We start from the raw sequence: 12,871 nt of genomic DNA on the forward strand, positions 1-12,871 counted from the left end.
CACTCTGTGTCTCAGTAGTGATTCTCTATATACTATAATAGTATTTCATGCCGACAAACGGATTATAACAAAGTGTACATGACCAGTCAAGCATAAAACACACATATAGTGTGATATGACAACATATATCTTCGATCACGAAGAAGTGTGAAAAGTAATTTTAATTTTATATTTCCACACACAGCCAGCATGGACAATGAGAGCTACAAACTCACCATCAACCAAGGGTTGAGCATACGCCAAACAGAGTGATTCTGCAAGGAATCAAAGCCTGATGGTGGCGAATGTGATATGGATAGAGAATGGCTGAAACCCACGATCAAACCGTCTCAAAGACCCATAATGAAGCTGCTGATGAAGCATTTTCAGTTGGATTCCCGCTACCGGAATCAAACACATCCGCATCTGAAATCCGCACAAATGTGGCATCCGAATGGGTATCAAATCAGGAATCAAATAGAATGATGGATCACGGTCCCGCTACCCGCTCCATAACGCGTCACCACTGGAATTTTGCCCCTATGGCGCTATGGGGCGGATATGGATACTTCCCATCGTCAGTCGCATGGCTCGGTCATTGTGGCCGCACTCTATCGTTTTACCCGGTTGGACAATTGTGCAGCTTTGCGTGCGCCGCTTGAGCAATTGTGCCGGGAAAATGGCGTGCGCGGAACACTGTTGCTGGCACCTGAAGGTATAAACGGAACAATTGCAGGGCCATCCAGCGGAATTGACGCTGTACTCAAACACATCCGTAGCCTCCCGGATTGCGCCGAAGTCGATGTGAAGCTGTCTACAGCTTCGACCATGCCGTTTCACCGGACAAAAGTGCGGCTGAAGCGCGAGATCGTGACCATGGGCCAGCCCGATATTGATCCGCGCGCCAGCGTCGGAACATATGTCAGCCCGCAGGATTGGAACGCGCTGATTGCCGACCCCGGCACGATCGTGATCGATACCCGCAATGATTATGAAGTGGCCGCTGGCACATTTGAACGCGCAATTGATCCCAAAACTGCCAGTTTCAGGGAGTTTCCGGACTGGTTCCGGCAAGAGCGTGCGAGGCTTTTGGGGGAAGGTAAGCCGCCCAAAGTTGCGATGTTTTGCACAGGGGGCATCCGCTGCGAAAAATCGACCGCCTTTCTGAAGCAGGAAGGCGTTGAAGAGGTCTATCACCTAAAAGGCGGCATCCTGAAATATCTGGAGACGGTACCCGAAGAAGAAAGCTTGTGGCGCGGCGAATGCTTTGTGTTTGACCAGCGCGTAACGGTTGGCCACGGATTGGTCGAAGGCACGCACAGCTTGTGCTTTTCCTGCCGCCGTCCGGTAAACGAAGAGGACCAACGCTCGCCGCTCTATGAAGCGGGCGTCAGTTGCGCTGCCTGCCACGGTGAACGCAACGACGAGCAGCGCGCCTCTGCGCGCGAACGCCACCGCCAGGAAACGCTCGCCACCAAGCGCGGCGTTGCGCATGTCGGCGCGGTGCTGCCAGGGCCTGACGCAGGTTAACAAAGGTGGCGCATCGCGGTGTCAACGCCACCACGAATCCGCTAAGCTCCATGATTGCGTGGCGAAGCATGGCCCCAAAAGGCATGCCCCATTCCTGATTGGTAGGCTTGCGCCGCGCAATGGTTGCGGACAAAACGATTTCGCAAGTGCACAATCGCTTGCACCTAGGAGAGTTTCGAACATGAAGACCGTTCTCAAGGTCAACGGGCAGTCGCGCGAGGTGGATGTGCCGTCGGACAAGCCTTTGCTCTGGGTGCTGCGTGAGGATCTGGGCTATGTCGGCCCAAAATTCGGCTGCGGTCAGGGCCTGTGCGGGGCTTGCACGGTCTTGATGGACGGACAGGCCATTCGCGCTTGCCTCACCACCTTGGACGCGGTTGGAACGGCTGCGATCACCACGATTGAAGGCGTTGCAGCCCTCCCTATAGGCAAGAAGATCAGCGAGGCGTGGATCGATATCGATGTGCCCCAATGCGGCTATTGCCAGGCAGGCCAGATCATGAGCGCGGTGGCTTTGCTCGAAAGCAACCCGACGCCCGCCGATGATGAAATTGACGCTGCGATGGCAGGCAACCTCTGCCGCTGCGGGACCTATCACCGCATCCGCGATGCCATCGTCAAAGCTTCAGGCCGCAAGGCAGCAGGAGGCACAAATGTCTGATCAGGCCCTTCTGGCGGGGACCCGCCGCTTTGCGCTGAAAGCCATGCTTGCCGCAGGTGGCGCGCTGGCGTTCGAAATCGAATTTGCCGCGGCACAAGGCAAGTCTGCCCCGGCGGCGGCAGCGGCCAAACTCACCGCTTTTGTGCAAATCAACGCCGATAACAGCGTGACGATCAAGGCGAAAAACCCCGAAATCGGCCAAGGCGTCAAGGCGATGCTGCCGATGCTGATCGCCGAAGAGCTCGATGTGGCGTGGTCGGCGGTTCGCGTAGAACAAGCCGTTGCCGATCAGGCAAAGTTTGGCGAACAGTTTGCCGGTGGCAGCATGTCCACCCCGATGAACTGGATGCCGATGCGCCAAGCAGGTGCGACCGCTCGGGCCATGATCATGGCGGCTGCGGCCAAGCAATGGACGGCCCCGGCTGCCGAGCTTTCCACCGCCAATGGCGAGGTGATCCACGCCACGACAGGTCGCCGCGCACCTTATGCCGCGCTGGCGCAGGCCGCAGCCAAGGAAGCAGTGCCCGCAGCCGAAACGTTGAAGTTGAAGGATCCGGCAAAGTTTTCGATCATCGGACGGCCTGTGCGCGGTCCCGATACGGTGGCGATTGTGGCTGGTAAGCCCTTGTTCGGGATTGATACGCAATTGCCCGGCATGGTTCACGCTGCCTTGTTGACTGCGCCTGTGCGCGGCGCGGTGCTGCGCAGCCATGATGCGGCCAAGGCGCTGGCGGTGGCAGGTGTGCGCAAAGTGGTGGTTTTGCGGCAGCTTGGTGAGGAGGACGGGCCGGTTGACGGGCTGGCGGTTGTTGCCGACAGTTGGTGGACAGCCAACGAAGCGCGAAAACTCCTTGATGTTCAATGGGATAATCAGGGGCGGGAGAAGCATTCGGATGCTTCATTTGCCGCCTCTGCCAAAGCGGCTTTTGCGGGGAAGCCCGCCGAGGCGGTGCTGGCCAGTGGTGATACCAATGCAGCGCTTGCAGGCGCATCTAAGGTATTGAAAGAGCAGTATACTTACCCGTTCATCGCCCATGCCACGCTGGAGCCGCAGAACTGCACGGCGCTGTTCAAGGATGGCAAGTTGGAAATCTGGGCACCGAGCCAGATGCCGGACGAAGGCCGACAACTGGTTGCCAAAACACTGGGCCTTGAACCAGCGGCAATCGCGGTAAACCTGACCCGCATCGGCGGCGGCTTTGGCCGGCGTTTACAGAATGATTACATGGTCTTCGCAGCCAAAATCGCGCGCGATATGCCGGGCGTTCCGGTCAAATTGATCTATGACCGCGAGGAAGATTTCAAGCTCGACTTCTTCCGCCCTGGCGGTTTTCACCAGTTCGAAGCAGGCCTTGATGCGAACGGAAAACTGGTGGCGTTTCGCGACCATTTGGTGACATTTGGTGCCGGTGGCAAACCGGGACGCGGTGCTGAACTGCCCGCAGACCTGTTTCCGGCCAATATTGTGGCAAATGCCGATCTTGGCATGACCGTGATGGAAAGCAACATCCCGCTCGGCTGGTTGCGCGCTCCGGCTTCCAACACACTGGCCTTTGCCACACAGGGCTTCCTTGATGAAGTGGCCAGCGCTGCGGGCAAGACTTTGCCAGCGCTGATGCTCGAATTGCTCGGCGATCCGCGCCTGATCATGGCACCCAAACTTCCCGACGTGCCGGATTACTTCCAGCCGCCACCGTTCCACACAGGCCGTGCTGCGGGCGTTACCCGCGAGGTGATGAAAATCGCCAAATGGGACGACGCGGCGGTGAAGGGTCGCGGCTTCGGGTTCTACTTCAGCCACCTTGGTTATTTTGCGGTTGTGGCAGATTGCGCCGCCGGAGCCGATGGCGCGGTGCGCGTTTCGAAGATCTGGGTTGCCGGAGACATTGGCAGCACGATCATTAACCCGCTGAATGCCGAACAGCAAATTCGCGGGTCGATGATTGACGGCATGGGCCATGTGATTTCAGGTTTGAAAGTGCCGATCAGCGGCGGGCAAGTGCAAGTGGCCAATTACGATACTTATGCCCTGCCCCGCATCGATGTGGTCCCGCCCATCGAAATCTCGATGGTCAAGACCGACAACCCGCCAACCGGCCTTGGCGAACCGGCGATGCCCCCGGCGATTGCGGCCATTGCCAATGCGATCAGCAGCCTGACCGGAAAACGGGTGCGCAGCCTGCCTTACGAAGCGTAGAATAGCATCGGCTCCATGGTGCCATTCTGGCGCTATGGAGCCGCTGCCCGGGCGACTGGTTGTGGCGCTACAGCGCCTCCACGATGGTCATGTTGGCAAGCCCGCCGCCTTCGCACATTGTCTGGAAGCCATAGCGCCCGCCGCGTGCGCGCAAGGCGTGGATCAGCGTGGTCATCAGCTTGGTGCCACTGGCACCCAGCGGATGGCCAAGCGCAATCGCGCCGCCATTGACGTTAAGCCGTGCGGGATCGGCTTCGATCACTTTGAGCCAGGCCATCGGAACCGTCGCGAAGGCTTCGTTCACTTCGTAAAGATCGATGTCCGCAATCTTCATGCCTGCTTTTGCCAGCAGCTTTTGCGTGCCGAAGACGGGTTCTTCGAGCATGATCACCGGATCACCCCCGGTCACCGCCATCGCATGAACACGCGCCATCGGGGTGAGGTTGTGCGCCTTCAACGCGCTTTCGCTGACGACCAGCAAGCCCGATGCCGCATCGCAGATCTGGCTTGATGTGGCGGCGGTCAGCACGCCGCCTTCTTGCAGCAGCTTGACCCCGGCCAGCGCTTCCAGCGTTGCGCCATAGCGGATGCCTTCATCGCGATCATGGGCAACGCTATTGCCTTCGGCGTCAACGCCATCGACGACGAAAATCTCGTCCTTGAACGCGCCAACCTCGGTAGCCGCCGCCGCGCGGGTTTGCGATTCAAGGCCGAACGCATCGGTATCAGCTTTGGTGAAGCCATACTTGGCCGCGATCATTTCTGCGCCAACAAATTGCGAGAAATCAGTTACGCCGTACCTTTCCAGAATGCGCGGGGTCCACGGATCGCGGTTGAGGCCTATTGCAGCCGCGCCAGCACGCGGGGCGCCCATCGGCACGCGTGTCATGCTTTCGACGCCGCCTGCGATGACAATATCCTGCTGGCCCGACATCACAGCCTGTGCGGCAAAGTGCAGCGCCTGTTGCGATGAGCCGCACTGGCGATCAATCGTCACACCCGGCACGCTTTGCGGCAGGTTGGACGACAGGATGCAGGCCCGCGCGATTTGCTGTGCCTGTTCGCCCGCCTGGCTGACGCAGCCCATGATCACATCATCAATCGCCGCGGGATCAATCCCGGCGCGGCGCACCAGTTCATCCAGCAGCACGCCGCCCAGATCGGCAGGAGCCCAATTGCGCAAACGGCCATTGCGACGGCCACCGGCGGTGCGCGTGGCGGCAACGATGTAAGCTTCGGGCATCCTGTCTCTCCTGTGTTGTCTCAAAGAATTGGCGATTATACTTTTTTCCAAACACCCCTTCGTCCTTGCGAGGAGGCGAAGCCGACGAAGCAATCCAGAGCGGTTATGCGTCGCTCTGGATTGCTTCTCCCCGCTGCGCGGGGCTCGCAATGACGAATTTACTGACGAAGGTAAGTGTTGCGTCTGTAAGCTCACTAAACGCCTTGGAACTGGCTGGCAGGACTGGCACGCCAGCCCTTGCCCATCCGGTCAGCCGTTGAACTTTTCGCCCTTGGCGGCCTTTTCAACCAGCAGCCTGGCCGGTTCGTGGCCCATCGCGCGCAGCCCGTCCACTACCTTGTCGAGGCCGACCGTATCGGCCCAATAGGTCGGTCCGCCGGTGAAGACAGGCCAGTTATAGCCCAGCAAACAGGCGACATCGATATCACTGGCGCGCAGGGCAATGCCTTCTTCGAGCACGCGCGCAGCTTCGTTGACGACGGGGTAGAGCAAGTGCGCCACGATCTCGTCCGCACCGAGCGAGCCTATCGCGTTGATGCCAAGATCAGCGGCCAGATCGGCGATAACCTTGGCCGCAACCGGGCTTGGCGTGGCGTTGCGGTTTTCATCGTAATCGTAAAAGCCGCCGTTCTTCTTCTGGCCAAGCCGATCAAGCTTCACCAGATCGCCGCGAATGGTGCGTTCGGTCGCGCCGCGCCCGATCACGTCGAGGCCGACGATATCCATCATCTGATAGGGGCCAACCGCAAAGCCGTAATCGAAGATCGCCTTGTCGATCTCCTGAGGGCTTGGCCCGCGCAACACCAGTGCGTCAGCCGCAAGGCTGCGCACGGTCATCACACGGTTGGCGATGAAGCCGTGGCACACGCCTGCCAGCACCGGCACTTTGCCGATGGTCTTGGCCAACGCCATGGCCGTGGCGATGATATCCTTGCGCGTCTTTGCCCCGCGCACCACTTCGAGCAGGCGCATGACATTGGCGGGCGAGAAGAAGTGCAGACCGATCACGTCTTGCGGGCGCGATGTGGCTTCGGCAATTTCGTTGAGATCAAGGTACGAGGTGTTCGACGCAAGGATCGCGCCTTGCTTGCAGATTGCGTCAAGCTTGCCGAACACGGCCTTCTTGACCGACATTTCCTCGAACACCGCTTCGATCACCAGATCGACATCGGCCAGTGCGTCATATGTGATCGCAGGGGTGATCAGCGCCATGCGCTGTTCCACCTGATCCTGCGTCATCCGACCCTTCTTGGCGGTATTCTCGTAATTGCGGCGGATCACACCGGTGCCGCGATCAAGCGCTTCTTGCGTCATTTCCACCAGCGTCACGGGGATGCCGGCGTTGAGGAAGTTCATCGTGATGCCGCCACCCATCGTGCCTGCACCGATCACGCCAACCGTTTTGATCGGCAGGATCGGCGTGTCCGAAGGCACATCGGGGATCTTGGTGGTCTGGCGTTCGGCAAAGAAGAAGTTGCGCTGTGCCCCGCTCTGGCTGCCCGCCATCAGGTCTTCAAACAATTCCCTCTCGCGCACGATGCCCTGATCGAACGGCAGTTCGGCAGCGGCTTCAATCGCCTTCACAATGTTGACCGGAGCCTGAAATCCGCGAAACGCCTTGGCGTTCTTCTTCATGAAACCGGCGTAGATTTCAGGCTTGCCGCGCGCCGGTTCTACTTTGTCCTGACGGTCACGCACTTTGACGAGCGGACGGCCTTCGGCAAGGATCGTGCGCGCAAATGCCACGGCATCGGCTGCCAGATTGCCCTCTTGCGCCAGCGCATCGATCATGCCCAATGACAGCGCTTGGCTGGCGCCAATCGGATTGCCGCCGGTGATGATATCGAGCGCGGCTTCGATGCCGACAATGCGGGGCAGACGTTGCGTGCCGCCAGCGCCGGGCAGCAGGCCCAGCTTCACTTCGGGCAGGCCGACCTTGGCAGAAGGCACAGCGATGCGGTGATGGCACACCAGCGCCAGTTCATAACCGCCACCCAATGCGGTGCCGTGAATCGCGGCAATCACCGGCTTTGCGGTATTTTCAATCAGATCGAGCACATCGCGCAGATCAGGCGCGCGAGGCGGTTGGCCGAATTCCGAGATATCAGCGCCTGCAAAGAACGTGCGCCCCGCGCAAGCGAGAACAATCGCCTTCACCGCATCATCCGCGCCAAACTTGCGAAAGCCTTCGTCCAGCGCAACGCGGGTGTTGTAACCCAGCGCGTTGACCGGTGGGGAATTGATCGTGATGACGCCAATGCCGTCAATGACTTCGTAAGTGCCGACTTCGCTCATGATATACTCCAATACAATGGTTTAGCAGAGCTCAGCGGCCCTTGAATTCCGGTTTGCGCTTTTGCGTGAACGCGCGGACACCTTCAGCGAAATCTTCGCTGCGGCATGCCTTGCGCTGATGCACACGTTCACTGGTCAGAGCGGTTTCAAGACTCTGGTCAAGCGCCAGCCACGCTTGCTGCTTGATATAGGCAAGCGAGCGCGGACCACTGGCCAGTTCGCGCGCAATTTCCATAGCGCGGGCGTCGACGTCATCATCAGGAACGACTTCGGTGACCAGCCCCCAATCGAGCGCTTGTGGCCCGTAAACCTTCTTGCCGCGCAGCATGATATCCATAGCGCGCACCCGGCCAATCGCCTTTGACAGCAAATAGGATGAGCCACCATCGGGCAGGAGGCCGACATGGCGGAAGGCGAAGAAGAAGTAGCCCTTTTCGCCACAAACGATGATATCGCCCGACAAGGCAAGGCCGCAGCCAACGCCCGCAGCCGGTCCCTTGACCGCGGTCACCACCGGCAATTCCATCGATTTGATCGCGATGATCGCCGGATTGAGATGGCGATCAAGCGCGGTGCCCACATCGATGCGGGGATCGTCGAGCTTCTTTTCAAAATTGGCAAGGTTTGCGCCCGAGCAGAACGCGCGGCCTTCGCCCGTCAACACAATCGCGCGCGCTTCAGACGCCGCCCGGTCAAGCGCGTCAAGCAATTCGGCTGACATCACCTCGTTCGAAGCATTGAGCGTCGCGGGATCGTTAAACGCAATGCGCGCCACACCGTCGGTCAGTGTGTAGAGGATCTGCGTATATTGCATTCCGATCATTCCTTCATTCCAGCAAGGCCCTTGGCGATCACTTGTGCCTGGATTTCGGCAGCGCCTTCGAAGATATTGAGGATGCGCGCATCGCACAGCACGCGGCTTATTTCATATTCCAGCGCATAGCCGTTGCCGCCGTGAATCTGCAACGCGGCATCGGCGTTTGACCATGCCGCACGCGCGCCGAGCAGCTTGGCCATGCCTGCTTCGATATCGCAGCGCTTGCCCGAATCCTTGGTGCGTGCCGCATCATATGTCAGTTCGCGCGCCATCACCATGTCGACAAGACTCATCACCAGCTTATCGGCCACGCGCGGGAAGGCGACGATGGCCTGCCCGAACTGCTTGCGGTTCAGCGCATAGTCCAGCCCCAGTTCAATCGCGCGTTTGGCCACGCCGACCGCACGCGCTGCTGTCTGGATACGCGCGCCTTCAAACGTGCGCATAAGCTGCTTGAATCCCTGTCCTTCCTCGCCGCCCAGCAAAGCGTCAGCCGGGGCCACCATGCCATCAAACGACAGCGCATATTCGCGCATCCCGCGATAGCCGAGCACCTCGATCTCGCTGCCAGCCATGCCCTCTGCCGGGAAGGGGTTGCTATCGGTTCCGCGTGGCTTGGGCACCAGCAGCATCGACAGGCCTGCATAGCCCTTTGCATCGGGCAGGGTGCGCACCAGCATGGTCATCATGTCAGACCGGCTGGCGTGGGTGATCCATGTTTTGGCCCCGGTGATGACCCATTGCCCACTGGCGTTGCGCACCGCACGCGTGGTCAGACTGCCAAGGTCTGATCCCACATCGGGTTCGGTGAATACCGCTGTGGGCAGCACTTCGCCGCTGGCGATTTTGGGCAACCAGTGCGCTTTTTGCTCTGCCGTGCCGCCCAGCACGATCAATTCGCCCGCAATTTCAGAGCGCGTCCCCAGTGATCCCGTGCCGATCCAGCCGCGCGACAACTCCTCGGTCACCAGGCACATCACCAGCTTGCCAAGGCCAAGCCCGCCAAACTCTTCAGGGATGCACACGCCGAATGTGCCAAGGTCGGCCATGCGGCGCACCACATCATCGGGGATCAGGTCATTGGCCAGGTGCCACTTGTGCGCCGCTGGCAGGATTTCAGCATCAGTAAACTTGCGGAACTGGTCACGGATGGCGTCAAGCTCTGCATCGCGGAAGCTCTCGGTCGGCCAGTGCCCTTCCACCAGCGCCGCTGCCACCGCCGCGCGAGTTGGCGCATGGTCGGCTTCAAGCAAGTCTTGCGCTGCTTGCGCCAAGGTGGCGGCTGCGGCAGTCAACCCGAGGTCGGCGGGGCGGAACAGCTCATTCTGCCCCATCGGCAAACCGCCAACCAGTTGCGCAATCGTCTCGGCAAAGGCGAGTTGCGCCACATTGCGATCCAGCGCGGTGCCGCCGCCATTGGCCTCCAGCCACGCATCCATCGCTTCAAGCGCGGCTACGCTTGTCGCAACCCAAGCAAAGCCATGCGCGGCGCGCTGCTCTGCATCGATCGGATTGCCGGCCAGGCGTTGGCGCAGGGCCTCAAGCGCGGCGGCGCGGTAATCGCGGGCAGCGTTCAGCGCGGTGCTGTTCATCATGCCTTCTCGAAGATCGCGGCAATGCCTTGCCCACCGCCGATGCACATCGTCTCGATGCCATAGCGCGCATCGCGGCGCTGCATTTCGCGCAGGAGGTTGGCCAGAATGCGCCCGCCGGTTGCGCCAATCGGATGACCCAGCGAAATGCCTGAACCATTGACGTTGAGCATATCGTGGCGGCTGTCATCCTCGCTCCAGCCCCAGCCTTTGAGCACCGCCAGAACTTGCGGCGCAAACGCCTCGTTCAATTCGATCACGCCAAGGTCTGACCATGACAGGCCGTTGCGCGCAAACAGGCGCTCCACCGCCGGAACCGGGCCAATGCCCATGCGGCTTGGGTCACAGCCCGCCGCTGCCCACGAATGGACCCACGCCAACGGCTCAAGCCCCAGTTCCTCCAGCTTGTCCTCGGCCACCACAAGGCACGCAGCAGCTGCATCATTCTGTTGGCTGGCATTGCCTGCCGTCACCACGCCGCCTTCAAGCGGACGCAGCGCGCCCAGCGATGCCATCGTGGCATCGGCGCGATAGCCTTCGTCACGCGCGAAGATCACCGGATCACCCTTGCGCTGCGGGATCGCCACCGGCACCAGTTCATCATCGAACAGCCCGGCCTGCCAAGCCGCCGCAGCGCGCTGGTGTGAGCGCACGGCATAAGTATCGCACTGCTCGCGCGTGATGCCCCAATCCTTGGCGCAGTTCTCCGCCGTTTCGATCATGCCCGAGATCACCCCGAAGCGCGATATCGGCTGCGACATCAAGCGCCCGCGCGCCAACCGGTCATGCAATTCAAGCCCGCCCGCCTTCACACCCTTGCGGATTTGCGTGGTGTAATGTTCCACATTCGACATCGATTCAACGCCGCCTGCCAGCACCACGTCCGAAGCGCCGGTCTGGATCATCATCGCGGCATTGATCACCGCTTGCAGGCCCGAACCGCAACGCCGGTCCAACTGGTAACCCGGCACTTCAATCGGATAGCCTGCCGCCAACCACGACCAGCGGCCAATCGCAGGCGCTTCACCATTGCCATAGCCTTGCGAGAACACGACATCGTCCACGCGCAGCGGATCGACCTTGGTCCGCTCCATCAGTGCCTTGATGATCACCGCGCCCAGATCACCCGCGCTCATCGACGATAGCGCACCGCCGAACTTGCCCACGGCAGTACGGATGGGCGAAACGATGGCGGCGCGGCGTAGTGTGGTCTGTGACATGGCTTTTCCCTGGTATCCTCGAAGGGCCGACTATGCGCCAGAAACGCCCGCATTGAATTCGCGCAGCATGTGCTTGGCGATCTGTAGCTGCAATATCTGCGTGGTGCCTTCATAGATGCGGTAAATGCGCGCATCGCGGAAGAAGCGTTCGGCATCGTATTCTGCCAGATAGCCCGCACCGCCATAGACCTGCACCACACGATCAACCACGCGGCCACACATTTCCGATGCAAACACCTTGAACGCCGCCGCCTTGCGCAGCACGCTTGTCCCTGCATCTACCCTGCGCGCCACATCTTCGAGCATGCATTCGGCGGCGTAAATCTCGATCTCGCAATCGGCCAGCATCTGCTGGATCAACTGGAAGTTCGCAATCGGTTCGCCAAAGGCCTTGCGCTCGGTTGCATAGCGGATCGCCGAATCCAGCGCGCGTCGGGCATAGCCGGTTGCCGCTGCGCCCACCGAAATGCGCCCGTTATCAAGGCTCTTCATCGCGATGACAAAGCCCCGGCCCAGCTCTCCACCCAGCAAGGCATCATCGGGCAGATGGACATCTTCCATAATGATGTCGGCAATCGCGCTGCCTGATTGGCCCATTTTCTTGTCCGCCTTGCCCACCGATAAACCCGGCGTATCCATCGGCACGATAAAGGCAGAAACGTGCGCGTTCTTGGACAGGTTTTCCTTCGACGTGCGTGCCATGATCAGCGCCACTTTGGCATGCGGTGCATTGGTGATGTAGCGCTTCGTACCGTTCAGCACCCAGCCGCTGCCGGTTTTGACCGCCGATGTCTGCATCCCCGCAGAGTCCGACCCCGATCCCGGCTCAGTCAGTCCGAACGCCGCAATTTCGCCCGCACAAACGCGCGGCAGCCAGTGCGCTTTTTGCGCTTCCGTGCCGCCATTCTTCAGTGCGGAACTGAACATGCCGATGTTGATCGAGATGATCGAACGGAACGCCGGCATCGCATAGGCAAGCGCATGCACCGTGCGCACATATTGGCTGGCATTCATGCCCGCGCCGCCAAATTCCTCGGCGTTGGTCAGCCCGAACAGGCCCATGTCGCGCATTTCCTGCACGATTTCCGCAGGGATCGCGTCACTTGCAATCACTTCCTGCTCGGCGGGCAGCAACCGCTCCCGAACGTAGCGTTGCAGTTGCCCCATGAACTGCTCGAAAGCCTCGGGATCCATGCCTGCATTGGGGCCTGCATTGGGGCCTGAATTGGGGCCGGGATTGCTGATAGCCAAGATAAGAATCCTTGCTGAAACGGGCGGAAAAACAGAGTCTCGCCAAGCCGTTAGTCCCTATCCCGCGCCTGCCTTCTTTTCAATTG

Annotated in this window: 9 protein-coding genes; 3 read left to right on the top strand and 6 right to left on the bottom strand. The window is 60.0% G+C overall.

Annotated features, from left to right (window positions below):
- Window positions 1-540 precede the first annotated feature (540 nt).
- The 3 genes from IP81_RS19080 to IP81_RS19090 all read left to right on the top strand — a co-directional run bounded on the left by IP81_RS19080 (window position 541) and on the right by IP81_RS19090 (window position 4,367).
- On the top strand, window positions 541-1,509 hold the full coding sequence (locus tag IP81_RS19080) for a rhodanese-related sulfurtransferase (protein WP_054109593.1): 969 nt from the start codon (window positions 541-543) through the stop codon (window positions 1,507-1,509).
- Window positions 1,510-1,690: 181 nt separating this feature from the next.
- Window positions 1,691-2,170: a (2Fe-2S)-binding protein gene (locus IP81_RS19085; protein WP_054109594.1), complete on the top strand. Its 480-nt coding sequence runs from the start codon at window positions 1,691-1,693 to the stop codon at window positions 2,168-2,170.
- Entirely contained in the window at window positions 2,163-4,367 is a 2,205-nt protein-coding gene (locus tag IP81_RS19090; RefSeq protein WP_054109595.1) for a xanthine dehydrogenase family protein molybdopterin-binding subunit, read from the top strand. Before IP81_RS19085 ends, IP81_RS19090 begins: the two co-directional genes overlap by 8 nt.
- 67 nt (window positions 4,368-4,434) lie before the next feature.
- On the opposite strand, the gene IP81_RS19095 is transcribed toward IP81_RS19090, so the two are convergent.
- The 6 genes from IP81_RS19095 to IP81_RS19120 all read right to left on the bottom strand — a co-directional run bounded on the left by IP81_RS19095 (window position 4,435) and on the right by IP81_RS19120 (window position 12,728).
- Window positions 4,435-5,610: an acetyl-CoA C-acetyltransferase gene (locus IP81_RS19095; RefSeq protein ID WP_054109596.1), complete on the bottom strand. Its 1,176-nt coding sequence runs from the start codon at window positions 5,608-5,610 to the stop codon at window positions 4,435-4,437.
- A gap of 249 nt (window positions 5,611-5,859) precedes the next feature.
- Complete coding sequence (locus IP81_RS19100) at window positions 5,860-7,905, bottom strand: 3-hydroxyacyl-CoA dehydrogenase NAD-binding domain-containing protein (RefSeq protein WP_054109597.1); 2,046 nt, start codon at window positions 7,903-7,905, stop codon at window positions 5,860-5,862.
- Window positions 7,906-7,936: 31 nt separating this feature from the next.
- Window positions 7,937-8,719: an enoyl-CoA hydratase-related protein gene (locus IP81_RS19105; protein ID WP_054109615.1), complete on the bottom strand. Its 783-nt coding sequence runs from the start codon at window positions 8,717-8,719 to the stop codon at window positions 7,937-7,939.
- Between the two features lie 5 nt (window positions 8,720-8,724).
- Entirely contained in the window at window positions 8,725-10,317 is a 1,593-nt protein-coding gene (locus tag IP81_RS19110) for an acyl-CoA dehydrogenase family protein (RefSeq protein ID WP_054109598.1), read from the bottom strand.
- A complete protein-coding gene (locus IP81_RS19115; protein WP_054109599.1) occupies window positions 10,314-11,534 on the bottom strand; it encodes an acetyl-CoA C-acetyltransferase in 1,221 nt (406 codons plus the stop codon). The genes IP81_RS19110 and IP81_RS19115 overlap by 4 nt, the downstream gene beginning before the upstream one ends.
- A 30-nt stretch (window positions 11,535-11,564) precedes the next feature.
- Entirely contained in the window at window positions 11,565-12,728 is a 1,164-nt protein-coding gene (locus tag IP81_RS19120; RefSeq protein WP_054109616.1) for an acyl-CoA dehydrogenase family protein, read from the bottom strand.
- Between the last annotated feature and the right edge of the window lie 143 nt (window positions 12,729-12,871).

The sequence above is a fragment of the Novosphingobium sp. AAP83 genome (assembly GCF_001295795.1).
Classification (GTDB): Bacteria; Pseudomonadota; Alphaproteobacteria; order Sphingomonadales; family Sphingomonadaceae; genus Novosphingobium.

Excerpts from the sequence above, each read along its gene's own strand:
- IP81_RS19080 (WP_054109593.1), top strand. The coding sequence starts at position 541 with ATGGATACTTCCCATCGTCAGTCGCATGGCTCGGTCATTGTGGCCGCA.
- IP81_RS19085 (WP_054109594.1), top strand. The coding sequence starts at position 1,691 with ATGAAGACCGTTCTCAAGGTCAACGGGCAGTCGCGCGAGGTGGATGTG.
- IP81_RS19090 (WP_054109595.1), top strand. The coding sequence starts at position 2,163 with ATGTCTGATCAGGCCCTTCTGGCGGGGACCCGCCGCTTTGCGCTGAAA.
- IP81_RS19095 (WP_054109596.1), bottom strand. The coding sequence starts at position 5,610 with ATGCCCGAAGCTTACATCGTTGCCGCCACGCGCACCGCCGGTGGCCGT.
- IP81_RS19100 (WP_054109597.1), bottom strand. The coding sequence starts at position 7,905 with ATGAGCGAAGTCGGCACTTACGAAGTCATTGACGGCATTGGCGTCATC.
- IP81_RS19105 (WP_054109615.1), bottom strand. The coding sequence starts at position 8,719 with ATGCAATATACGCAGATCCTCTACACACTGACCGACGGTGTGGCGCGC.
- IP81_RS19110 (WP_054109598.1), bottom strand. The coding sequence starts at position 10,317 with ATGATGAACAGCACCGCGCTGAACGCTGCCCGCGATTACCGCGCCGCC.
- IP81_RS19115 (WP_054109599.1), bottom strand. The coding sequence starts at position 11,534 with ATGTCACAGACCACACTACGCCGCGCCGCCATCGTTTCGCCCATCCGT.
- IP81_RS19120 (WP_054109616.1), bottom strand. The coding sequence starts at position 12,728 with ATGGATCCCGAGGCTTTCGAGCAGTTCATGGGGCAACTGCAACGCTAC.